Origin of the sequence: Desulfuromonas sp. AOP6 (assembly GCF_009731355.2) — a bacterium.
Lineage (GTDB): Bacteria > Desulfobacterota > Desulfuromonadia > Desulfuromonadales > SZUA-540 > SZUA-540.
In genome coordinates, this window is record NZ_AP022810.1 from 1,933,926 (window position 1) to 1,956,310 (window position 22,385).

Annotated in this window: 23 protein-coding genes; 2 read left to right on the forward strand and 21 right to left on the reverse strand. The window is 54.5% G+C overall.

What is annotated here, in order from left to right; genetic code table 11:
• Positions 1–5: 5 nt before the first annotated feature.
• Entirely contained in the window at positions 6–482 is a 477-nt protein-coding gene (locus AOP6_RS09075) for a tRNA (cytidine(34)-2'-O)-methyltransferase (RefSeq protein WP_155876427.1), read from the forward strand.
• On the opposite strand, the gene AOP6_RS09080 is transcribed toward AOP6_RS09075, so the two are convergent.
• The 3 genes from AOP6_RS09080 to murJ are packed head-to-tail and all read right to left on the reverse strand — an operon-like array spanning position 475 to position 3,248.
• Positions 475–1,122: a DUF2238 domain-containing protein gene (locus AOP6_RS09080; protein ID WP_155876428.1), complete on the reverse strand. Its 648-nt coding sequence runs from the start codon at positions 1,120–1,122 to the stop codon at positions 475–477. The two genes, AOP6_RS09075 and AOP6_RS09080, sit on opposite strands and share 8 nt — an antisense overlap.
• 24 nt (positions 1,123–1,146) lie before the next feature.
• Complete coding sequence (locus AOP6_RS09085; RefSeq protein WP_155876429.1) at positions 1,147–1,680, reverse strand: methylated-DNA--[protein]-cysteine S-methyltransferase; 534 nt, start codon at positions 1,678–1,680, stop codon at positions 1,147–1,149.
• Positions 1,677–3,248 carry a murein biosynthesis integral membrane protein MurJ gene (gene murJ / locus AOP6_RS09090; RefSeq protein WP_155876430.1) on the reverse strand — a complete coding sequence of 524 codons (1,572 nt, stop codon included), beginning with the start codon at positions 3,246–3,248 and terminating at the stop codon, positions 1,677–1,679. The genes AOP6_RS09085 and murJ overlap by 4 nt, the downstream gene beginning before the upstream one ends.
• 269 nt (positions 3,249–3,517) lie before the next feature.
• Between murJ and rpsT the strand changes: the two genes are divergently transcribed.
• On the forward strand, positions 3,518–3,781 hold the full coding sequence (gene rpsT / locus AOP6_RS09095) for a 30S ribosomal protein S20 (RefSeq protein WP_155876431.1): 264 nt from the start codon (positions 3,518–3,520) through the stop codon (positions 3,779–3,781).
• Positions 3,782–3,858: 77 nt separating this feature from the next.
• On the opposite strand, the gene holA is transcribed toward rpsT, so the two are convergent.
• From holA to der, 18 genes are all read right to left on the reverse strand, one after another.
• Positions 3,859–4,851 carry a DNA polymerase III subunit delta gene (gene holA / locus AOP6_RS09100; RefSeq protein ID WP_155876432.1) on the reverse strand — a complete coding sequence of 331 codons (993 nt, stop codon included), beginning with the start codon at positions 4,849–4,851 and terminating at the stop codon, positions 3,859–3,861.
• Positions 4,852–4,867: 16 nt separating this feature from the next.
• Positions 4,868–5,380, reverse strand: a complete 513-nt coding sequence (locus AOP6_RS09105) for an LptE family protein (protein ID WP_155876433.1) — start codon at positions 5,378–5,380, stop codon at positions 4,868–4,870.
• Positions 5,377–7,932, reverse strand: coding sequence for a leucine--tRNA ligase (gene leuS, locus AOP6_RS09110; protein WP_155876434.1), 2,556 nt, complete (start codon positions 7,930–7,932; stop codon positions 5,377–5,379). Before leuS ends, AOP6_RS09105 begins: the two co-directional genes overlap by 4 nt.
• A gap of 158 nt (positions 7,933–8,090) precedes the next feature.
• Positions 8,091–8,309 (reverse strand): translation initiation factor IF-1, encoded by a 219-nt coding sequence (gene infA / locus AOP6_RS09115; protein ID WP_066726712.1) that lies wholly within the window; start codon positions 8,307–8,309, stop codon positions 8,091–8,093.
• 136 nt (positions 8,310–8,445) lie between these two features.
• Positions 8,446–8,826: a response regulator gene (locus AOP6_RS09120; RefSeq protein WP_155876435.1), complete on the reverse strand. Its 381-nt coding sequence runs from the start codon at positions 8,824–8,826 to the stop codon at positions 8,446–8,448.
• A 15-nt stretch (positions 8,827–8,841) separates the two neighbouring features.
• Positions 8,842–9,669, reverse strand: a complete 828-nt coding sequence (locus AOP6_RS09125) for a GAF domain-containing protein (protein ID WP_155876436.1) — start codon at positions 9,667–9,669, stop codon at positions 8,842–8,844.
• A gap of 86 nt (positions 9,670–9,755) precedes the next feature.
• Positions 9,756–10,823, reverse strand: a complete 1,068-nt coding sequence (locus tag AOP6_RS09130) for a chemotaxis response regulator protein-glutamate methylesterase (RefSeq protein ID WP_155876437.1) — start codon at positions 10,821–10,823, stop codon at positions 9,756–9,758.
• Complete coding sequence (locus AOP6_RS09135; RefSeq protein ID WP_225897266.1) at positions 10,820–11,704, reverse strand: protein-glutamate O-methyltransferase CheR; 885 nt, start codon at positions 11,702–11,704, stop codon at positions 10,820–10,822. The genes AOP6_RS09130 and AOP6_RS09135 overlap by 4 nt, the downstream gene beginning before the upstream one ends.
• Positions 11,705–11,708: 4 nt before the next feature.
• Positions 11,709–13,730, reverse strand: coding sequence for a HEAT repeat domain-containing protein (locus AOP6_RS09140; protein ID WP_155876438.1), 2,022 nt, complete (start codon positions 13,728–13,730; stop codon positions 11,709–11,711).
• A gap of 19 nt (positions 13,731–13,749) precedes the next feature.
• Positions 13,750–14,655: a response regulator gene (locus AOP6_RS09145; protein WP_213194845.1), complete on the reverse strand. Its 906-nt coding sequence runs from the start codon at positions 14,653–14,655 to the stop codon at positions 13,750–13,752.
• Between the two features lie 46 nt (positions 14,656–14,701).
• Positions 14,702–15,241 carry a chemotaxis protein CheW gene (locus AOP6_RS09150; protein ID WP_155876440.1) on the reverse strand — a complete coding sequence of 180 codons (540 nt, stop codon included), beginning with the start codon at positions 15,239–15,241 and terminating at the stop codon, positions 14,702–14,704.
• Positions 15,238–15,609 carry a response regulator gene (locus AOP6_RS09155; protein ID WP_155876441.1) on the reverse strand — a complete coding sequence of 124 codons (372 nt, stop codon included), beginning with the start codon at positions 15,607–15,609 and terminating at the stop codon, positions 15,238–15,240. The genes AOP6_RS09150 and AOP6_RS09155 overlap by 4 nt, the downstream gene beginning before the upstream one ends.
• 18 nt (positions 15,610–15,627) lie before the next feature.
• Entirely contained in the window at positions 15,628–16,350 is a 723-nt protein-coding gene (locus AOP6_RS09160) for a chemotaxis protein CheW (protein ID WP_155876442.1), read from the reverse strand.
• A gap of 21 nt (positions 16,351–16,371) precedes the next feature.
• On the reverse strand, positions 16,372–17,178 hold the full coding sequence (locus AOP6_RS09165; RefSeq protein ID WP_155876443.1) for an AAA family ATPase: 807 nt from the start codon (positions 17,176–17,178) through the stop codon (positions 16,372–16,374).
• On the reverse strand, positions 17,171–19,246 hold the full coding sequence (locus tag AOP6_RS09170) for a chemotaxis protein CheA (RefSeq protein ID WP_155876444.1): 2,076 nt from the start codon (positions 19,244–19,246) through the stop codon (positions 17,171–17,173). Before AOP6_RS09170 ends, AOP6_RS09165 begins: the two co-directional genes overlap by 8 nt.
• A gap of 9 nt (positions 19,247–19,255) precedes the next feature.
• Positions 19,256–19,624 carry a response regulator gene (locus AOP6_RS09175; RefSeq protein WP_155876445.1) on the reverse strand — a complete coding sequence of 123 codons (369 nt, stop codon included), beginning with the start codon at positions 19,622–19,624 and terminating at the stop codon, positions 19,256–19,258.
• 60 nt (positions 19,625–19,684) lie between these two features.
• Complete coding sequence (locus AOP6_RS09180; RefSeq protein WP_155876446.1) at positions 19,685–20,974, reverse strand: DUF4388 domain-containing protein; 1,290 nt, start codon at positions 20,972–20,974, stop codon at positions 19,685–19,687.
• 84 nt (positions 20,975–21,058) lie between these two features.
• A complete protein-coding gene (gene der, locus AOP6_RS09185; protein ID WP_155876447.1) occupies positions 21,059–22,384 on the reverse strand; it encodes a ribosome biogenesis GTPase Der in 1,326 nt (441 codons plus the stop codon).
• Position 22,385 lies beyond the last annotated feature (1 nt).

A 22,385-nucleotide genomic window follows, 5' to 3' on the forward strand; every position in this document is an offset into this window, starting at 1 on the left:
TCCCCATGGTCACAGCATCCCTCCCCTTCCATATTGTGCTTATCGAACCGGAAATCCCCCCCAACACCGGCAATATCGCCCGGCTGTGCGCGGCCACGGGCACCCATCTGCACCTGGTGGGCAAACTCGGCTTTTCCCTCGACGACAAACATCTCAAACGGGCCGGTCTCGACTACTGGCCAGCTGTGAAACTGCAGCGCTGGACGAGCTTGGTGGAGCTGCAGCAGGCTTTTCCCGTCGGCCGCTTTTGGTACACCTCCAAAAAGGCGGCACACTCCTACGTGCAAGCCGACTTTCAGCCCGGAGACTTCATTGTTTTCGGAAAAGAAACGGAAGGACTGCCGGAAGATCTGCTGGAAAACAACGCCGAGAACACCATTCGCATCCCGATTTTCTCACCGGATGTGCGCAGCCTGAACCTGTCGACGGCAGCAGGGATTGTGCTGTACGAGGCCCTGCGTCAGTCGGGACGCCTCAGCTGAGTGCTCTTTTCTCCTCTTTACGACCAAGGCGTGCCAGCGCCCGGTCGTGCCAGCGGGAGAGCAGCAGCAAAGCCGTGACGGCTCCCACCAAAGCCCAGAACATATCCCACTGAGTATCCCAGATGTCCCCCTGCAGAGAGAGAAAGGCGTCAGCGGCTGTGCCGGTAAGAACGGACATCCACCATTCGACCAGTTCATAAAAGGCGCTGATGGCCAGGCAGACGCAGGTGACCAGGAATAAGAGCCAGCCACCCGGCCGCAGCGGCGAGGTGCGCAGTAGGATTTCCCTGGCCACAATGGCCGGAACAAAACCCTGGGCGAAGTGGCCGAGGCGATCATAATAGTTGCGTTGCAGTTCGTAGGTATCCTGCAGCCAATTAAAGAGGGGAACTTCGGCATAAGTGTGGTGACTGCCAACAATCAGGATGATGGCATGCCACCAGATGAGAACATAGGCGAGATTCGTCAGACGGAAGGTTCGGTAGGTGAAAAGCAGAACGATGACGGCGAGAATGGCTGGGAGGGCTTCCAGAATCCAGATAAAGAGATCGGCCGGTTCGATGACCGACCATCCCAGCAGGACCAGCAGGCTGACAAACAGAAAAAGATGAAGGTTCCTGTCCCTGGTCGAATTCACCATCGCTGCTCCTGATGAGAAAACGCTTTATCCCTCTTGTTCGATCCGCTGCTTTTCGAGATCAAGTAACCACTGTTTGGTGGCCAGTCCCTTGCCCCCCGAATAGCCTGTCAGCTTGCCACCACCACCAACGACCCGATGACAGGGTACGACAATCGGAAAAGGGTTGGTGGCCATGGCCCTTCCAACAGCTCGCGCCGCCCTGGGCGAGCCGGCCAGAGTCGCCAGTTCTCCGTAGGTCAGGGTGCGACCATAATCCACCCGGGACAGCGTGGTCAGCACTTTGCGGGTAAAGGCCGGCAAACGGGAAAAATCGAGAGTCAGTTCAAACTGCCGCCGGTGGCCATCAAAGTAGTCTTGCAGTTGCCCAGCCGCTCTTTGCAGGAGGGCATTTTCCTGCTCCCTGGCCTGGGGATATTTCCTAAGGATCCGTTCTTTCATCATAGCGGGGTCTGCCTGAAAGACAATCTCCACCAGCCTGTCATCGTTCCCGACAAGTCCAATCGTCCCCACCAGAGTCTTCAACAGCGTAAAAACGAGCCCCTCACTGTGCAGAGTCATGTTCGCCTCCCGAGTTTGCGACGGATCAAGGCATAGGCCTCACCAGCCTGGGGTATGCGTACCGCCAGGCAGCCAACGGCATACACCAATGCCCCCGAAACCACGGCGCCAAAAAGAACCGACGCTTTGAGTCCGTGCCGGCCAGTCTCCATCCACGGGCCAAACTGCAGAATATACCAGACCACGACTCCCATCAGCAGCGTGACGGGAATCAGGCGCAACAGGTTTCTTATCACCGGCATCAAACCAAGCGGACCGGCCACCCGCCGCAACATCCACAGCAGCAGGGCGCCATTGAAAACAGAGGAAAGGGTCAGGGCCAACGCCAGGCCCAGATGCTTGAGAGGCCCCATGAGCGCCAGACCGAGACCCGCATTGACCAGCAGAGTCCAGAAAGATATCCAGACGGGCGTGCGCGTGTTCTTCATGGCATAGAAAGCTGGAACCACGACACGGCTGATACCAAGAAAAAAGAGTCCCGGCGCATAAAAGGCCAGGGCCAGAGCAGATTGACGGACTTCTTCATAACCGAAGGCACCGGACATGAAAAACAGGCTGAAAACAGGCGCCGCACACAACAGCAAGCCGACAGCGGCCGGCACGGTAAAGAGGGCGATAAGAATAAGGGCGAATCGCAGTGAATCCTTAAGTCCATCCATATCCCCGAGGGAGGCCTGCCGGCTCATGGAGGGGAGCACAGCCTGGGCCAGGGAAACGATGAAAATACCCTGAGGAAATTCAAAAAGGCGCTGGCCGTAATAAAGGTAGGAGACGCTCCCCTCAGGGAGAAATGAAGCCAGCAGACGGGTGATGACCACGTTGATTTGATAGATAGCTACTCCAGCTATCCCCGGCAACATGAGCGAAGCGATGCGGCGCACCGCCGGATGGGAAAAAGAGAAGTCGAGTCGCAGACCTATCCCCGTCCCCCGCATGGCAGGAAACTGCATGAGGAACTGGAGCAGGCCACCGAGAAGAACACCAATCGCCAAGGCTGTGATGGGAACCTCGAACAGAGGTGAAAGAAAGATCGCGCATAGAATCATGGCGATGTTTAGTACAAGCGGCGAGACGGATGGCCAGAAGTAACGGCCGTGGACATTGAGAACCCCGGTGAGCAGCGCCAGCAGGCTGACGAAAAAGATATAGGGGAACATGATCCGATTCAGGTAATCGGTCAAGGCCAGCTTCCCCTCGGTGCTGCCAAAACCGAAGCCGATAACGCGCACGATATAAGGGGAGCCGAGCACACCGGCTACCGTCACCAAGGACAGTATGATCAGCAGCAGGGTCCAGCAGATAGACGCTACGCGCCGGGCTTCTTCCGGCCCTTCCCGATGCAGGACATCGGAAAAAGTAGGGACGAAGGCGGCGGTCAGGGACCCTTCAGCGAAAAAACGGCGAAGTAGATTGGGTATGGTAAAAGCCATGAAAAAGGCGTCGGTAGCGAATCCCGCCCCGAAAAACCCGGCAACCACCATATCGCGCACCAAACCGCCGATACGGCTCAGGCCGGTAGCCAGGCCCATGATCCCGGTTGCCCTGGAAATGTGCTTATTCTCTGACATGATGCCCAGCCTCTATCATTTCCACGTCCCTGAGAGTAGGTATCAGACGTTGGCCTGATTTACCAGGCCGGGTTTCATACTGCCACAAAGGGTGGACAGTATGTATTATTTTCTATTAATCCGGCAAGGCGCGACCACAAGATACTGATTTAATGATTATTTAGTGCAGTCATTAATTGTTTTTTATGTTGACATTCCATCGAGGGGAATGCTATAAACTGGCCTTCGCAAGCAACTTTAATACAAAAGAATCACCGGAGGATAGAACCTTGGCAAATCACAAATCCGCATTGAAAAGAAACCGTCAGAACGCTGTCCGCAACGCCCGCAACACGCACATCCGTTCTTCCATGAGAACCTTGGTCAAAAAGGTTCGCGAAGCGGTATCCGCCGGCGACGCAGAAGCTGCCAAAGCCGCCCTGGTGCAGGCTGTTCCTTTCATCGACAAAGCCTCCACCAAGGGGGTTATTCATAAAGCTACGGCCAGCCGCAAGATCTCCCGCCTGACCAAGCTTGTCAACACCATGAGCTAAGAGCAAACCAGCCAGTTTGCTGATCAGATTAAAAGGGGGGCTTTTGCCCCCCTTTTTTTTGTGTCCTACCCGGTCTTTCAAGCCCCGATGATATTGAGCACCAATTCTTCCATGAGCGCTTCGGGATTGGCACCACTTGATTTAAGAGCCACATCGGTCTGCAGAAACAGTTCGAATATCCGGCGATATTGTCGTGGTGAAAACAAATGAGCTTGTTCTATCAAACCATCAGCGAAATAAGGATTGACGCCTACCTGACGAGGGATATCCCGGCGCGGCACCTTCTGGTCAAGAAGTTCCCTTATTTTCCAAAGGTTCCGATAGTGACGCGTCAACATGGTCAAAATGACTAAAGAAACAACAGCATCCTCGTGGAGCCGTCGCAGAAATCGCAGTGCCTCCCCCCTCTGGCGTTTCCCCAGAGCGTTGCTCAGATCAAAGACCGTGTCAACCCGGGTATCGGATACCACCGCCTTTACTTCCGCCACATCAATTAACCGCCCATCACCGACATAGCCGTAAAGCTTGCTCAGTTCCGCATCAATTTCCTGAAGGTTGGTTCCGACACGGCGGCAGAAAAGGGCCAGGCCCTCTTCCGTGAAACTCTTCTTCGCTTCCCGAGCGTGATTTTTGACAAACGTCGGGATTTGATTGTCATAGAGTGGCTTGTATTCAACCAGCGCACCCTGCTTCTTGAATTCCTGGAAAAACTTTCTGCGAGCATCAATCTTGTCAGCAACAAAAACGAGGACGGTTTCGGGTGCAGCGTCCGACAGATAGGGAAGAAATGCGTCCAGCTGCGCCGCCGACAGGAGTTGGGCATCCTTGACAATAATCAGACGACGGGACGAAAAGACCGGAAAAGTGCTGGCGGTGTCGAGGATATTTTCTACGGCGGCATCCTTGCCATAACAGACTGTCAGGTTGAAATCACGGGCTTCGGCAGGAACGAGGGCATCTCGAAGGGTCTCCAGGCAACGGTCGCGCAAATAGGTTTCCGTCCCATAAAGGAAAATCAGGGAGGGCACCTTGCCGTCATCAACGGCCCGCAGAAGTTCGACATGAGTCATGACTTTTCACCCATGTTCAGAAGTTTTCAAGGATGCGAAAGTACAACTCTTCGGCCACCCGTTCAGCAAGCAGGCCCTGGATTTCGCTCTCCCGGTCTTCCTGAACGCCTTTGTCCGGGTGAGTGGGGTACTCATCATCCCAGGCAACCTGCCCCTTCCACAATGCCTTGCCGTCGACCGCCCGCCGCAGGGTTGCCTGGACGGAAAGCCTGGAGCGATACTCGAGAATCCTGTCGCCAGGCCCATAGGATATAGCTGAAATGGAATACCCCGTGACCGTGCCGGTCAGAACCACATCGGCCCTATCCCAACTCTCGACGATTTCCATTTCAGGCTTGCGTGCAAACCTGGTCACAACCGCGTTAGTGACCAGGTCTTCCAGATAAGGTTCCGCCGTTTTATTGCCGAACAGCTCAATATACAGTCTATTTTCCGCATCAGAAAAGCGACCCGCCTTTTCGGAAAATTGATAGCCGCAGCCGCTAAGAACAAAAAGGAGAAACACCAGGAAAAGAAGAGCGGACCTCATGCCACCACCACACTGACGAGACGGCCAGGTACCACCACAATTTTCCGGATTGTTTTACCTTCGATAAAGCGGGCCACGTTTTCCTCTTCGATGGCAGCCACCTTGATCGCCTCTTCGTCGGCACCGGCCGCCACCGTGATCTTGCCACGAACTTTACCGTTGACCTGCACGACGATGAGTTTTTCATCTTCCACCAATGCCTCAGCATCAAGCTTGGGCCAGCTCGCCTCAACAAGACGATCCCTGTGACCGATCAGGCTCCACAACTCTTCGGTGATGTGGGGAACAAAGGGCGACAGCAGTCTCAGCACTGCCTCGATAGCTTCGCGCACAGCGCCGGGATACTTGTCCTTTTCCTCAAATCCGTAGAGGGCGTTGACCAGCTCCATGACGGCGGCAATGGCCGTATTGAAGTGGAAGCGGCCGTCTATATCCTCCGTCACCTTTTTGATAGTCCGGTGTGTGACCCGTCGCAGGTTTCTGGCCCCTCCCTCCCGTTCGGGAGCCATGGAGGTGGAACCCAGCAGGGCATGGTTTTCATAGACAATGCGCCAGACGCGCCCCAGGAAGCGGTAGCACCCTTCAACACCCTGGTCGTTCCACTCCAGGTCTTTTTCCGGCGGTGCCGCAAACAGGGTAAACAGGCGGGCCGTATCAGCGCCATAACGGCTGATGAGGTTGTCAGGATCGACCACGTTCTTCTTGGACTTGCTCATCTTTTCGTTGCGGCCGGTCACGGCAGCGGCCTGGCAACGGGAACACTTGCCCTCCACGACTTCTTCAGGATAAAGCCAGCCGTGCTCAGGACAGGAGCGGGTTTCCATACAGACCATCCCCTGTGTCAGGAGATTGGTAAAAGGTTCGTCGACCTTCATCATGCCCAGATCGCGAAGGACTTTGGTAAAGAAACGGGCATACAGCAGGTGCATAACGGCATGTTCGATGCCGCCGATATATTGATCAACAGGCAGCCAGTACTCCGCCGCCATTCTGTCGACGGGACCCGAAGGGAAGTCTGGACAGGTGTAGCGGGCAAAATACCAGGAGCTCTCCACAAAGGTGTCAAAGGTGTCGCATTCCCGCCGCGCCACTTCACCGCACTGGGGGCAGGTCACGCTCATGAAATCCTGGCTTTTGGTCAAGGGACTCCCCCCTTCACCGGTAAACTCCACGTCAGTTGGCAGCACCACCGGCAGATCCTGCTCCGGCACGGGTACCACCCCACAGACATCACAGTAAATGATGGGGATGGGCGTGCCCCAGTAGCGTTGTCGGGAGACACCCCAGTCGCGCAGACGGTAGTTGATAGTCTTTTTGCCGATACCTTCCTGCTGCAGATAATCAGCGATCTTTTCCTTGGCCGACTCATTGTCCAGCCCATCGAAAGGACCAGAGTTGGCCATGAGCCCGGGACCGGTCCAAGCCTCGGTCATGGTCTCGGCCGCCAAAGCCTCACCTTGGGGCTGAATGACCACGATCTTGGGCAGATCATACTTTTGGGCAAACTCGAAATCACGCTGGTCGTGGGTGGGGACGGCCATGACCGCCCCGGTACCGTAATCCATGAGCACAAAATTGGCCAAAAAGACCGGCATGCGTTTTTTACTGACGGGGTTGATACAGTAAGCCCCCGTGAAAACCCCTTCTTTTTCCATATCCTCGCTGGTACGTTTGATCTTGTCCTGCTTCTTGATGCGGGCAATGAAATCCTCGACATCCTGGCGCCTCTCGGCGGTGGTGATGTCGAGAGCCATCGGATGCTCTGGAGCCAAACTCATGAAGGTGGCGCCGAACAGCGTGTCCTGACGAGTGGTAAAGACGCGAATCTTCTTGAGAGATCCGTCGAGCGGAAAATCGATTTCGCAACCGGTGCTGCGGCCAATCCAGTTTCTCTGCATGGTGAGAACCGGCTCAGGCCACCCCTTGAGTTCCTCCATGCAGTCGAGCAACTCCTGGGCATATGCGGTGGTCTTGAAAAACCACTGCTCCAGTTCCTTGGGCACAACCTCGCTGTCACAGCGCCAGCAGCACCCTTCTTCAACCTGTTCGTTGGCCAGTACCGTCTGACACTGGGGACACCAGTTAACAGAGGAACTCTTCTTGTAGGCCAACCCCTTTTCGTACATCTTAAGAAAGACGAGCTGTTCCCATTTGTAGTAGTCAACATCGCAGGTCGCGAGTTCGCGGTCCCAATCGTAGGAAAGGCCCATTTTTTTCAACTGGGAACGCATGTTGGCGATATTCTCATAAGTCCACTTGGCCGGATGCGTGCCATGCTGGATGGCCGCGTTTTCCGCAGGCATACCGAAAGCATCCCACCCCATGGGATGAAGAACATTGAATCCCTGCATGCGCTTGAAACGAGCGACGACGTCCCCGATGGAGTAATTGCGTACGTGCCCCATATGAATACGACCCGAAGGATAGGGGAACATTTCCAGGAGATAATATTTGGGCCTGTCGGAGGTCTCCCCGACCTTAAAGGTCTTTTCCTCTTCCCATATCTTCTGCCATTTGCCTTCCAGGGTCGTGGCGTTGTACCGCTCTTCCATAGTGCCTCCGAAATATCACTTCACGGGGAAAAAACAGGAATACCGGCATGCGCCGGTATGGTTGTCGTCAATGAATTTCAACAGTTCTGCGCTGGCGCAGAGAGCGCCAGCCGGATTGCAGAGCAACCGTTCCGCCCTCAGCAGGGCGGCGAAAACGGCTATTTCTCGCGATAGGTGATTCGACCGCGGGTCAGATCGTAGGGCGAGAGCTCTACGGTGACACGGTCTCCAGGCAGAATGCGGATATAAAACTTGCGCATCTTTCCAGAAATATGCGCCAGAACAACATGCCCATTGTCCAGTTTAACCCTGAACATGGCATTGGGTAGCGGCTCGATAACCGATCCCTCGACTTCTATGGCTTCTTCCTTTGCCAAAATGGCCTCCATCTAGAAAATAATTAACTGAAACAGGGAAAAGGCAGCAACAAAACGGGGCTATTTAACATAAATACAACAGGCGTTGTCAAGTCCCATCCCATCAGGGGCAGACAGCACCGCCTGTCCCCCAAACTTATCCGGCAAGATTCAGCAGGCGTTTGGCTGAATCGATGATCTTGGTAGTCTGAATCGGCTTGGTGATATATTCGTTGGCCCCCAAAGCAAGAGCCCTTTCACGATCTTCATGGGCGCCCTCGGTGGTAATGATCACAATAGGGACACTTTTATAGCCGGGATCGTTGCGGACGAGGCTCACGAGTTTCAACCCATCCATGATCGGCATATTGATGTCGGTGAAGATCAGATCGAACTTCTCGATGGACAACTTCTTGAGACCGTCGACCCCATCGCTGGCCTCGACAATCGAAAGTCCTCGTATCCGCTTCAGGGCGAATACGATGAGCTGCCGCATCGTCGGCGAATCTTCAACGACGAGCACCTTGTAGGTTGACATGGAACCCTCCCCCAATCATTTGGTCAATAGATCAAGAAAACCCTGAATCGTAGAAAGCTTACGCTCGGATTCAGAATAAAGCTTGGATGAGAATATGGCCGTGGCGGCGTGACCGGCAAGTAGCGTAAAGAGTTCGTAATCGACCTCGGCAAAGCGCTTTTTCTGGACGAGAAGCTTGTAGATGACGATGACGCCAATCACATGTTCCTTGATTTTGAGAGGAATACAGACAATGGGATGATGCAGATCCCGCATGTAGTTTTCCATATCCTCGATAAAATAATTCTCGCCGGTTTTAGCCATCTGACCGATGATGCCATCACCGATGGAGATAATGGGCACATCCTGTGTCTCTATGCCTTCAGACGCGACAGCCTGGAGGCTGTTGCTTTTGTCATCAAGCAGCATGACCGCGAACTCCTCGGCCCCGATGAGATTGATGACTATCTCCATGATGATCTGCAGAACTTCTTTAAAATCCAGGGTGGAATGAAGTTGATAGGAGGCAATGTAGAGATTGGCCAGATTGTTGTTTTCGGTTTCCACCTCAACATATCGGTTGGCGAAATCGTGATTCTCCTCTTCAACCCGCTTGATGCGATCCAAAATCTTCAGTTTTTCCGCTTCCAATTCCTCGATGCGCTGGCGGAGCCTGCGTATCTCCTCTTCTGCCTCTCCGGAAAGGCCCCCCTCGCCTTTGCCGGCTTCCACCTGAAGAATCTGGTAGCGCAGTCGTTCGTTTTCACGTAGAAGTTCCTGGGTAAACTCCGCTCCCTTCTTAAAGACCTGAAGAAATTCTTCCGCTTTTTTAACCGTTCCTTTATCGTCCATGGTTTCGCTCATGGCAAACTCCCGAAAATAGGCTGATCGTCAGATTCGAGCCATCCTAACAGCACCCGGACAAAATTTCCAGTATTTCCTTACGGGAACTAGAGTCCACAACGCCTTAGAATTTCGGTACATAGAAGCGGCAGCGGGATAACCTTATCGATCCGCCCTGTCGCGATGGCCTCTTTGGGCATGCCGAAAACAACACTGCTCTCTTCCGCTTCGGCCAAGGCCTGACCGCCTACTTCCTTGATAGACAAAACGCCCTTGGCGCCGTCATTTCCCATTCCGGTCAGCACGACGGCAAGGAGACCGGGGCCAAAGACGCGAGCGGCCGATTCGAACATCACATCGACACTGGGTACATAGCGCTGCCCGGCAACGGGATCGCGTACGTGCGCCAGAACGCGTCCAGAATCTTCGAAAAAGGTCAGATTGCGGCCACCGGGCGCGATCAGAACACGGCCGGGCTCAAGGACATCCCCGGTCTGGGCCTCGCTGACATCCAGCGCACAAATCTTGTTCAGGCGCTCCGCAAAGGCACGGGTGAACCCCGCCGGCATGTGTTGAGAGATGGCAATCCCTAAAGGGATTTTCTCGGTGATCTGCGACAGGATGGTTTGCAAAGCCGGAGGCCCCCCCGTCGAGGCGCCAATAACGACCTGGCAGATCGACGGACCGGACGTATTGCGTCGACGGTGGAGAGTCGGTGCGGCCTCATTGACTGACCGGTTTTCCCGTCCAAGGGGGCGCCGGAGAACCTTACGCATATCCGTCAAAACGACCGCGCGGACCTTTCGATGCAAGTCCTCTTTAATGGTAAGCAATTCCGTGGAAATGCGGGCGGTAGGCTTCGATACGAACTCAACCGCGCCAAAGTCAAGAGCCTTGAAGACGTTTTCATCTTTGGTTCGCGCAGAAACAACGATGACCGGCGTCGGCCTGTTCTGCATGACAATGCGAAGGAAGGCAAATCCGTCCATTTTCGGCATTTCGAGGTCGAGCGTAACCAGGTCGGGTTTCAGGTCAAATACCTTGCGCAGCCCTTCCTCGCCATCGCAGGCATAACCCACCACCTTCACGCCGGGAAGATCTTCCAGCATTTTGGTAATAGCCCGCCGATTGTAGGCCGAATCATCAACCACCAGCACACGGACAGGCTCGTTCATGCCCCTCCCCCTTCAAAAGGAAGTTGGTGGGGTCGCTGATACACCATGTCATGGGTGAAATGACGAAGGGTAAAAACGTTGGTGATATTCATCAGTGATTCGGAATGACCCAGCAACAAAAAGCCCCCGGGGCGAAGACGCTGAAAAAAACTGTCAACGACCTTTTTTTTGGCAGCCATGTCGAAATAAATAATAACATTCCGACAGAAGATAATGTCCATCCGCCCCAACAGAGCAACACGAGGGGCGTCAAAAAGATTGAGATGACTGACGGTCACCAGATTCCTGACCCGGTCGTTGACACGGAATTTCCCATCGGCAGCGGCAAAAAAGCGTTCCTGATAGCCGGGAGGAGTCGCCCTGAATGAAGAAGTCCCGTAAACCCCCTTCCGCGCCAGCTGCAAAACTCTCTGGCTGATGTCTGTGCCGATGATGTCTACCTGAAAATCAGCCAGGAGGGGATTATCAAGGAGAAGCATGGCGATGGTGTACGGTTCCTCACCGGAAGAACATCCGGCACTCCATATGCGGATACGCCTGTCCTTGTCTTTTTCTTTTTGACGGACAATTTCAGGTAAAATTTCTTCGGTGAGCGTCTTGAGCTGAAAATCCTCACGAAAGAAATAGGTTTCGTTGGTTGTCAGCAAATCAATGAGCTCAGTCAACTCCTGATCTTTGTCTTTGTTGTATCGCAGATAATAGTAGTAGTCTCTGAAACTCTCCAGTTGCAGATGTTGAAGACGCTTGGCAAGTCTCTTTTCCAGAAGATATTTGGAATCTTCTGAAAAATTCAGACCGCAGTAGTGGTAGACGAAATCCCTGATCAGCTGGAACTCGTCCATCGACATGGCGATGCTGGGAGAAGAGAACAAAAATGACATAATTTTAGATGTTCCCCCTTGCAACATCTTCCAGCAAAACATCAAGCTGACGCCGGACGAGCTCGTCGCTTTCCTGCCTGTTCATTTCGCGCAGAACAGCAAGGGCCTGGTCCCCGGCATCTTCAACCAGAACCCGGGCGTAGGCAAGACGAACCTCCGACGCGGCATGCTGACAAAGGCATGGTTGTGCCGATTCGATCTCCCGTTGTCGACCAGCCGCAGCAAGAATCTTGAGACTGGCGGTAACGACTTCTGGATCCGGATGAGACAGCGCCTCCACAAGAAACAGTGTAGCCTGGTCAAGGTCTTGCTCGGCCAGGGTTTCCAGGGCGGCAATGACGACAAGGCCGACCGGATCGTTCAAAGAATGGGTCAGAAGACTCCACGCGGCGGGGCAATCTGTGGCTCCCAGCCCTCGGATGGCCGAAACCCGGACCCAGAGATCCTCGTCCTGCACGGCCAGGGAAAGAGGTTCGAAGGCATCAGGGCCGACAGAGCGGGCAAAAACGTCGACGGCCATACGGCGCACCTCGGGATCTTCATCGGTCAAAGCCAGCAGCAGGGCATCGTGATGGCGGCTGCTGCAACATTTCCCAAGCGCCTTCACGGCAGCCTGTCTCACTTGAGGAGTTTCATCCTTAAGGGCAAACACAAGCGCTGATTCAGCAGCGGGCACGTCAAGACGAGATATTATCGAAAGGGCACAGGTTCTTAAGTGAAAATCTTCGGCGCCAAGAAGTTTCTGCAGGGCACCATAAACCCTTTCGGGATATTTGCCTCCCAGGGTCGCAAGAGCCTCCAGGGCCGCGCTTCGTACCGTGTCACTCTTGTCGTCCAGTAGCGATACCAGCGGCGAGACCGCCTTTTCGACACCAAGTACCCCGAGAGCCTGGGCAGATACTGCGCGCAGATCGGCATCTTCGGACTGCAGCGCTGAGAGGAGATGATTCAGGCCTTCAACGCAACCAGTCATCCCAACGACATAGGCCAGGTAGGGCCTTTGATACGCTTCGACACTCTGCCAATGGTCCATCAAAGACGCCGCCGCTTTTCTTCCCATGGAAATAAGCGCCTTGGTCGCGGCCTCGCGCAGACTTTCCTCTGCCAGCAGGGGAAGAAGTTGAAAGGCGGCCTGTTCGTCTTTTAACACGCCAATAAGTAGTAAAGCGGCCCGCCTCACCCTATCGGGACCGTCTTCCAGGAGGAGACCAAGCGCTTCAGCCAGGTTTTTACGTATAGGCGCAGGAAGACGCGCAGTTAATTCACCAGGGTGGCGCCGTTCCACCTTTTCAAGGGCCAATAAGGCCGAATGCCGCACATTGATCTTGTCGTCAAATAAACCCTGGACCAGTTCTTCAGCGACCTCAATCCCACCCAGTTGGCCAAGACAGTCATAAAGCGCCTTGCGCAACAGAGGCTCACGACTCCACTTCAGTAAGGATTCGACGGGAACCTCGGCTCCAATCTGTCCCAAGGCCTGCAGGATGGTAAAGCGCAACAGGAGGTCGGCCTCCTCCATCAGATCCAGAAGCGGGCTAACAGCGGCCACAGAGCCTATCTTTCCGAGATTTTCTGCTGCCGCTGCCCTGATATTGCCATCATTGTCTGACAGGGCTTCGATCATCAGAGGGACTGCTGACGTGTCGCGTATTTCTCCCAAAATATCCAGGATAAATTTACGAACATCGCGATCCTCGCACTCCATCTCGGCGAAGAGGCAAGGCAACGATTGCCTGCCAAGCCGGGTAAGAATTTCAACGGCAGCGTTGCGCGCACCCGCATTGTCATCGGCATAAAGGAGAGAAACGACCCCGCTGATATGATCTATCGCCCCGGGCAACGCCAAAAAGATTTCGACGGCCTCTTTGCGTACACGCCAACTCGAATCCCCCATGGCCCTGTACAGCAAGGGGAGCCACTCTTCCCCACAGGATACGCGTAGAGCCCGCAGTCCGCCAAGACGCTCTTCTTCCAGGGAGGAATCGAGATTTCTTTGGATATCCTTGGGAGTCACTTCGGAATGCACTTATTTTTCTCTCCTCATGTCAGGGCAAAAGCTCTTTTTGGCGTCTTTCGACAAAAGCGCAAAAAGCCTGATGCAAAAAATCGGCGTACTGCCCGGCAGCAACGCTGAAGCGTTCCTCGAATAGTCTTTGTCCTTCGACGATTTCCGTGGCCATAGCCTCGAAGAAATTGCCGTTTACAATGCCCGCATCGACCTTCGGTTGGCTATAAAGGGCGATGTCCGCCACGATGATCCGAGCAAAACGCCGGGCTTTCTCTGCCTCGGTCTCCCCCCCCTCCTGCGCTTCAAGGTCATGAATTCGGTCTTTCATCCGTTCAACAAAAGAGGTCGGAGTGGACTGGTTTTTCACTTCTTTTCCTACAGCTCCGGCTGATTCGCAGGCGGAAGAAGGACTCGAATCATCCGTCAGTATCTGGGAGATCCTAAAAACAAGATCACCAGGGATATGGTGCTTTTCAATGTACCCATCGGCGCCATAGAGAGAAACTGGTGTTCGCTTGTAGGCGGTCTTATTGTAAACAGAAGAGACCAGTAGAATTTTGACTTTATCGAGCCCGGGCCGATGGCGGATTTTTTCGACGGCCTCAAAAGCGTAGAGACCGGGCAGGGCAACATCGAGCACAACAACATGGGGCGCTGATTGCTCCATGAGGGACAAAGCCAGGTCACCGTCAGAACAGACAAGGCACTCCATCTCCGAACGGTTCAACACCTCCTGGATAGTGGCGCAAAGCTGGGGATCTCCATGAGCCACCAGCACCCGGACAAAAGAGAGGTCAGAAATGTCGGAGTTCCGACGGGGCGACACATCAACCTGAAATATTTTCTGACAGCGGGCACAACGCAGAGTCAACCGCTTCTTGTCGATATACCGGTTCTCAGCCAAACGGAACCGGGCCGAGCACTCGGGACAGGCTATTATCATGAAAACCTCTTGCATCAATCGGGAACGTGCAGGAACAACCGGGTGGTCACTCCATCTCTTCCGACAGGTCACTGGGAAGCTGAGGGATTTTTTCCAGATCGATTTTTTCCCGGGAGGAAAGAATCTTTTCCAGATCGAGTATCATCAGCAGGTCGTCCTCATAACGGCAGACACCATGGAAAAACTCAGTGCCGGGCCCCTTGAGAAAATAGGGCGAAGGATAGACCTCTTTTCTCGTGTAGCGTCGGACTTCCGTAACCTCATCCACACGAAGTCCGAGTATTTTGCCAAAGAGTGCACACACAAGCACCCGCTCTTTCTTCAGACCGGCCTCGACTGCCAGATCGAAGCGCTTGCGCAAATCCAGCACGGGGATGACTACATTGCGCAGAGTAAATACGCCTTCGATAAAAGGTGGCGCTTTGGGAATGGGTGTAAGCCTGGGGGGGCGGATAATTTCCTTGATGCGCCTGATGTCCAGGGCGTACATCTGCTCACCTACCCTGAAGCAGGCCAGTTGAATTTCCTGGCGCTCCCTGTCCCCGTCAGCGGAATCAGCAGACTGATGCGAAACCCTCTGGCTCATTTGGCCAAAAAGCGCTGGATGGTTTCGATGACCATGGCAGACTTGAAGGGCTTGGTGATGTACCAGTCCGCCCCGACCTTTTCGCCCCGAGCCATATCCTCGCGGCTCTTCTTGGCCGTCAGCATAATAACGGGAATGTGGCGCGTCTGGGGGTTTTCCTTGATTCTTCGACAGACCTCAAAACCGTCTATCTGCGGCAGCATGATATCGAGAAGCACCAGATCGGAAGGATTCTCGGCCAGGGAATCCAGGGCAGCCTGCCCGTTGGTTACCCCGGTGACGTCGTACCCTTTCGACGTCAACAGAATACTTTCAAGTTTTAGAAGACTTTCTTCATCCTCAACAATCAGAATCCTTTTTTTGGACACAAAAGTGCTCCTTTCCCGTCAGCTACGTTCTGCATCGAGAACGTGGTCTAAATTCAACATGAAAATCATGCGATCCTGAAAGCGGCCCACCCCCTTGACCAGATCCCTGTCAAGGCCCGAAAGCAGCGCAGGGGGAGGTTCCGTTTTGCGGATAGGCATCTTAACGACCTGATTGATCCCATCGACCAACAGGCCGGCACTGCGCTCCCCCTTTAGACATATAATAATACGGGAAGCGGGAGAAACTTCAACCGAACCCAATTTCATACGCCTCGGCAGATCGAACACCGGGACTACCTGTCCACGTAGTGAAATGATCCCCAGCACAAAACCGGGGACCCGGGGGATCTCTTCCACGTTGCGCCATTTAATAATTTCACTGACGTGGTTGATGTCCAGGGCATACTCTTCATTCCCCACCGGAAAAGTAAGCCACTGTTCGACCTCTTCCCGCTCTTCCCTTGACAAGGCGGCCAGGCCTTCGGCATAGGCCTCCTCCGTGGCCAGATCGATTTCAGGGCAATAATTGAACAAGGCTTCCAGTGGATCCCCCTCCGGCTCCGCTGCTCCAGAGGAAATCATTCCCATCGGCGACAAGGGGGTGGCTGGAACACCTTGAATGGCCGGCAGTGTCCCCTTTATTCCATCCACTGCGGCAGGGGAAGCGGCGGATTTTGGAGCGGACTTTTCCTTTTCGGCCTTTTGAGCCTTGGCTTTTTTACGAATATCAGCAAGATCCATACGCACAGATTCCTGTTCTGCCTAGATGAGAAGATCAAGCTCGTTCATCACCGACTCCAAAACAGCAGAATCAATGGAGCGAGCTTCCCGGCCGAACCCTTCCAGCAAAGCCAGTGAGGCAATCTGGTTGATCTTTCGCGGCACCCCGCCGGAAGCCTGGTGAATCAACTGTACGGCGCTATCCGAAAAAAGCCCCGGCAAGCCTCCGGCCACGGCAAGCCGGTAATCGAGGTAAGCCCTGGTATCTTCCAGATCCAGAGACTGCAGATCAAACTGCATGCCGATGCGCTGACGCAGGGGCTCGAAGGACCGATGGGCCAGGCGCTTTTTCAATTCCGGCTGTCCCATCAGGACAATACTCATAAGATTCTGGTCATCCAGCTGAAAATTGGTCAACAGCCGAATTTCGTCGAAGGTTTCCTTATGAGGAACCAACTGAGCCTCGTCGATCACCAGGACCGGACAAACGCCCTCCTGATAAAACCGGTAGAGGGCGGCGCCAATCTCTTCAAGGAGATCGGTTTTAAAACGGGAGGGTTCGTTAATATCCAGGCGCAAAGCCAGGGAACGGAGAAACTCCATGGGAGTAAGGCGCGGATTGATGAAAAGCATAACCCGAAAGCCTTCTCCCAGTTCATCCATCAGGGCACGTGAAAGCGTCGTTTTGCCGCAGCCTATGCCCCCTGTAAGCAGCACGAGGTCTCTTTCTTCGACGGCGTAGGTCAGGCGCGCCAGAGCCTCGCGATGCATCCGACTCAGATAGAGAAAACGAGGATCGGGCGTCTTGCTGAAGGGTCGTTCGGAAAACCCGTAGAAGTCTTCATACATAGAAAGAAGAATCTCCTCGCAAGGACTCGCTCATAAGACCGCCGACGTCGAGCACCAGTACGGTCTTCTGATTACCGAGGTCGGCGGCACCCGCGATCCCCCGGACGAAAGACAGGGTGCTTCCCAGGGATTTGATGACCACATCCTGCTGACCAAGCAGATCGTCGACCACAATTCCCATCTTTTTATCGGCCAGGCCCACCACAACCACAAACAGCTTGCTGGGCGAACCTTCTGCGGTCGGCAGCCGAAACAGGCGACTGAGTCTCACCAAGGGCAGTGTATGCTCGCGCAGGTCAATGACTTCAAGGCGCTCGATGGTACGGATCGAAGCCGTCTCGACCAGAAGAGTCTCCATGACGGAATTGATGGGGATGGCATAGGCCTTGCCGCTGACTTTGATGACCAGGGCTTTGATGATCGCCAACGTGATCGGGAGGGTGATGGTGACCGCCGTACCCTGGCCGAAGGTGCTGTCGAGTTCGAGCATGCCGGAAAGGGCCGCAATGTTGTTGCGAACCACATCCATGCCGACGCCTCGGCCGGACAGGTCGGTAACTTCATCACGAGTAGAAAAACCGGGGGCCAAAATGAGGTTGAAAATGTCGTCCCGCGACAATTCGGCCTCGGCGCTGATCATTCCTTTTTCCAAAGCTTTTTTCCGAACCCGCTCGGGATCGATGCCGCGTCCGTCATCCCGAATTTCGAGGACGACGTGATTCCCTTTTTGGGAGGCCCACAGGTAAATGCGGGCCTTTTCTGGCTTACCCGCTGCTCGACGCTCCTCCGGCGACTCTATCCCGTGATCCACGGCATTGCGGATGATATGCATGAGTGGATCGGAGAGATCCTCCACGATGAGCTTGTCCAGTTCGGTATCGGCTCCCCGGATATCCACCTCGACTTTTTTCCCCTGCTCGTTGGCCACGCGCCGGATAATACGGATGACCTTTTCAAAAAGCTGCGACACAGGGACCATGCGCACATCCATGACCCCTTTCTGCAGATCATGAAGGCGGCGCTCCAGTACCCGGGTGACTTTCTGCAGATCGCCGGCCAGGGCATTGTTCTGGGCCTTGAGCTGATCGCACAACATGGCGACCGCCCCCTTGGACAGAACCAGTTCACCGACGATATTCATGAGATAATCGAGTTTATCGATATCGACCCGCACGGTTCGGCTGATCGAGCGCAAAGACGCCCCTCCCCCGTCTGATTCAGAAAGAGTTTCCTTGATGACATCCAGTTTTCCTGGGGGACTGGCGACCGGCGGTGAAGCGGGAGGAACCGTGATGGCCGTGGAAGGCCGGACCGCAGCCTCAGAAGAATCCTTGACTATTTCGACGACAGCATCGGGACGGTCGAGTTTTTCCTTGATTTCGGCGTGAGAGAGGGAGGTGGCAACCAGGATCTGAAAGGCGATCTTGTCAGCGAAATCTCCGGCGCAAGGCAGGGTGCTGACAATCTCACCGTTGCTTTTCAGCACGTCGGAAATTTCACCCAGTTCCTGATCAAAGCTGGCCAGCGCAAAGGCCACCTTGACCAGCAGAATATGGCGCCCCTTCTCCAGATTGTCGCGAAGGCGGTGCTCCTCGTATTCGGTGAGTACGTTCAGAACCGCAGGGTCCAGGGGGAGCGCCCTGATAGGATCGTCAGCTTGAGGAGGAGGCGCATTCAACAACGCAGCGATACGTGCCTGCATCGGAGCCCCGTCCAGAGTGAATGACTCAGACGTGCCTTTGCCGTTGACAAGGCGAAGCAGCAGGTCAAGTCCCTCGAAAAGCGTTTCGACAAGTAACGGAGAAAGGGAAACCTTGCCCAGCCGAAGGTGGTCAAGAAGGTTTTCCATGGCGTGGGAAAGCGAGCTGATGTCATCAAAACCGAACATGCCCGCCAGCCCCTTAATGGAATGGGCACTGCGAAAGATGCTGTTGAGAAGATCGGGATCCGTATCGCGGCCGTCATTGCCCTCACCGAGAGCCATGAGATCGATGCTCAGCTTCTCAATGATCTCTTCGGCTTCCGCGAGAAAGTCTTTAATGGCGCGAGATGACGAATTGCCGGACAAAAGCCCCTCCTAACCCAGGTATTTTCGGACCAGTTCCTGCAGCTGTTCAGGCGAAAAAGGTTTAACCAGATAGGCGTCCGCCCCCAGTACCATGCCTTTTTCCCTGTCCCTTTCACTCCCCTCTGTGCTGATAATGATGAGTGGCGTGGATTGATAGTTGGGGTTGGTTTTGATAAAACTGACCAGCTCAAGACCATTGATATCCGGCATATTGATGTCAGTAATAACCATATCCACTTTTTCACGGGGAAGGATTCTCAGCGCTTCAAAGCCATTGGAGGCTTCAATCACTTCAAAGTTTCCAATCGCCTCGATGGTCGAGGCGATGAGTGCCCGCATGGTCGGCGAGTCTTCCGTTATCAGTATTTTTTTCCGCACGTTGTGAGCCTCACTTTTCGAGGGATTAAATCAGAGGAGACCGCAGGGCTTCCCGGAAAATCACCCAGCGTTTTTCGAATGCCCTCGCCGGTCTGCCAGGGTTCGTTCCATGGCCAGCCCGGCTTGAGACAAAAAGATCTCGAGAGCCTCTGTGTCACCGACAGGCCTTTTTTCCGGGAGGTTGTCACCATAAAGGACAGCAACAACCATACCGTCGCTGATAATCGGACCAAGAAAAACTTCGACCGGAGAATCGCCACCCAACTGGTCCTTCAGGTAGGTGTCCCAATATCCCGTCCCCAACGGAACCTTCTCCACAATCTTCCCTTCAATCACCCGATGGAAAACCGAAGGCTCGGTCCGGGATACTTTCATGCGCCGAACCCGAAGGTCCGCGCTTTCACCGGCAGCAATGCCAAATTGCCCAAGGCCGACAATCTCATCCTCCTTGACAAGGAAAATGACGGCCCGATTCATCAACTCACTGGCGAAGCGAAGAACCAGTAGAATAACCCCGCCGCCAAGAGACGGGTTGTTCAATTCCTGCAGCATTCCCTTGAGAAGGCGAAGCCCTGGGGACTCGGGCCCTTTGGATGCCACACCAAGAGTCTCCTCACCCAATTCAGCCATCAGTTCAGCGCCAAAGTTGACCAATCTGGAAGGATTATCGATACCATGACAACTATGATTATAAAGAACAGGGCCTGACTCGTCCCCCTCCGCCGTCCCTGTTGCGGGGGCGAGACGCGACACCTCGGACAAAGGCCCCGCCTGTGGTGAATCAGAGTCGTCGCCCCAAAGGAAATTCTCGTCCTTCTCCTGCCCCGCTTGCTCCTGCCGGCGCCTTTCGTCCAGAAGTCGGCTTCCTTCCATGGCCAGCCACTGGGGGTTGAGTCCCTGGTCCAGCATGAACTGCAAAGGATCAACCCGGGTTTCACCCAGGGTCTCCGGTTCTCTGAGCTCAAAAGCGAAGGTCCCTTCCGTCCAACCAAAAAATCCGTACACCAACTTTTCGATTTGCTTGCGTACGACGTTTTCGATGTCCACGGCAGCAATACGGAAATGTTCGGTAAGGAGGGCTCCCAGGCGCAGCAATCCCCCACTCTGTCGCTGGCGCTCCAGGGCGGCGTCAAGTATATCCAGACTGACGACACCGGATCGGACAAGGAGATCGCCGAGATTCTCCGGCACGGTACTGGAAGCGGCCCGGATCACCTGTCCGTTTTTGAAATAAATCCATCCTTGTCGACCACGACTATGCAGCGAGAGCACCCCGGACTTGCGGCTCAGACTGACAATCTGGAGAATTTCTCCCAAACCAAGGTCTTCAAGATTTCCGACTAAACTCATGGCGATCTAGAGCCAAATACACGTAAGGGTTCAAAATTAAATAGAAAACAATATATCCCAGCACCTGGCGCAAGTAAAGGCTTTTCACCCCTGACCTTTGCGTTCGCGGTCCCTGAAAATCAGGCGAATAGGGACTCCTTCAAAACCGAAAGCCTCCCGAAGCTTGTTTTGCAGGTAGCGTTCGTAAGAGAAATGGATTCCCTCAGCCTTGTTGGCAAAAATCACGAAAGTGGGCGGACGCACCTGGGTCTGGGTCATATAGAAAAATTTAAGTCGCGATCCCTGAACCATAGGGGGCGAATGGCTGCGCACAGCCTCTTCGAGAATCCGATTCAGAGCGGCCGTGGGAATCTGGCGGTTGAATTCAGCGGCCACAGCCTCGACTTCGCCCATAATCTTCGCCACCCGTTGACCGGTGAGAGCCGAAACAAAAAGAATCGGCGCAAAAGGAAGGAACTTGAAACTCATCCGTAATTTTTCGGTGTACTGTTGCAGGGTTTTGTTGTCTTTTTCAATTTTGTCCCATTTGTTGACCACAAGAATGACGGCCCTGCCCTTCTCATAGGCATACCCGGCCACCGTCAGGTCCTGATCCGTAACCCCTTCTTCGGCGTCAATGACCACCAGAACCACGTGGGAACGATCCATGGCTTTCAGCGCCTGAATAACGCTGAATTTTTCAAGTTTCTGGCTAACCCTCCCTTTGCGCCGGATACCCGCCGTATCAATGAGCACGTAGCGTTTCTGATTATAGGTGAAGGGCGTATCGACGCTGTCCCGGGTGGTGCCAGCCATGGGATTGGCCAGGACGCGCTCGTACCCCAGCAGGCGGTTGACGAGGGAAGACTTGCCCACATTGGGACGCCCGATGACAGCCAGACGCACTTCCTCCGTCTCCGTCTCCGACTCTTTTGCCGGAGGAAGATGGGCCAGCACGGCATCTACCAGATCCCCGACCCCCACGCCGTGTTCGGCCGAAACAGGGTGGAGTTCATCCAGGCCCAGAGCATAGAACTCGGCCATGGTTTCCTCCTGCTTGGGACCATCCACTTTGTTGACCACAAAGAGCACGGGCTTGTCGACGCGGCGCAGCATGGCGGCAACTTCCTCGTCCGAGGGGGTGAGCCCCTCCCGCCCGTCCAGAACAAAGAGGATCACATCGGCCTCTTCCACAGCCAACTGCGACTGCTCCCGCATCTGCACCAGCAGGCGTTCTTCGCTGGCCGGCTCGAAACCTCCCGTATCCATCAGGATGAAGGGCACGTCGTACTTGGTGACTTCGGCATAGTTGCGATCCCGGGTGACCCCCGGGAAATCTTCGACGATAGCTTTACGCTGGCCGAGAATGCGGTTAAAAAGCGTAGACTTGCCGACATTGGGGCGGCCGACGATCGCGACGAGTGAACTCATG

Bases quoted from the DNA above. Each gene is read 5' to 3' on its own strand.
- AOP6_RS09180 (WP_155876446.1), bottom strand. From the start codon at position 20,974: ATGAGTTTAGTCGGAAATCTTGAAGACCTTGGTTTGGGAGAAATTCTC.
- murJ (WP_155876430.1), bottom strand. From the start codon at position 3,248: ATGTCAGAGAATAAGCACATTTCCAGGGCAACCGGGATCATGGGCCTG.
- AOP6_RS09085 (WP_155876429.1), bottom strand. From the start codon at position 1,680: ATGACTCTGCACAGTGAGGGGCTCGTTTTTACGCTGTTGAAGACTCTG.
- holA (WP_155876432.1), bottom strand. From the start codon at position 4,851: ATGACTCATGTCGAACTTCTGCGGGCCGTTGATGACGGCAAGGTGCCC.
- AOP6_RS09130 (WP_155876437.1), bottom strand. From the start codon at position 10,823: ATGAACGAGCCTGTCCGTGTGCTGGTGGTTGATGATTCGGCCTACAAT.
- AOP6_RS09125 (WP_155876436.1), bottom strand. From the start codon at position 9,669: ATGAGCGAAACCATGGACGATAAAGGAACGGTTAAAAAAGCGGAAGAA.
- AOP6_RS09145 (WP_213194845.1), bottom strand. From the start codon at position 14,655: ATGATAATAGCCTGTCCCGAGTGCTCGGCCCGGTTCCGTTTGGCTGAG.
- AOP6_RS09075 (WP_155876427.1), top strand. From the start codon at position 6: ATGGTCACAGCATCCCTCCCCTTCCATATTGTGCTTATCGAACCGGAA.
- AOP6_RS09165 (WP_155876443.1), bottom strand. From the start codon at position 17,178: ATGTATGAAGACTTCTACGGGTTTTCCGAACGACCCTTCAGCAAGACG.
- leuS (WP_155876434.1), bottom strand. From the start codon at position 7,932: ATGGAAGAGCGGTACAACGCCACGACCCTGGAAGGCAAATGGCAGAAG.
- AOP6_RS09080 (WP_155876428.1), bottom strand. From the start codon at position 1,122: ATGGTGAATTCGACCAGGGACAGGAACCTTCATCTTTTTCTGTTTGTC.
- AOP6_RS09105 (WP_155876433.1), bottom strand. From the start codon at position 5,380: ATGAGGTCCGCTCTTCTTTTCCTGGTGTTTCTCCTTTTTGTTCTTAGC.
- AOP6_RS09160 (WP_155876442.1), bottom strand. From the start codon at position 16,350: ATGGATCTTGCTGATATTCGTAAAAAAGCCAAGGCTCAAAAGGCCGAA.
- AOP6_RS09135 (WP_225897266.1), bottom strand. From the start codon at position 11,704: ATGTCATTTTTGTTCTCTTCTCCCAGCATCGCCATGTCGATGGACGAG.
- AOP6_RS09120 (WP_155876435.1), bottom strand. From the start codon at position 8,826: ATGTCAACCTACAAGGTGCTCGTCGTTGAAGATTCGCCGACGATGCGG.
- AOP6_RS09150 (WP_155876440.1), bottom strand. From the start codon at position 15,241: ATGAGCCAGAGGGTTTCGCATCAGTCTGCTGATTCCGCTGACGGGGAC.
- der (WP_155876447.1), bottom strand. From the start codon at position 22,384: ATGAGTTCACTCGTCGCGATCGTCGGCCGCCCCAATGTCGGCAAGTCT.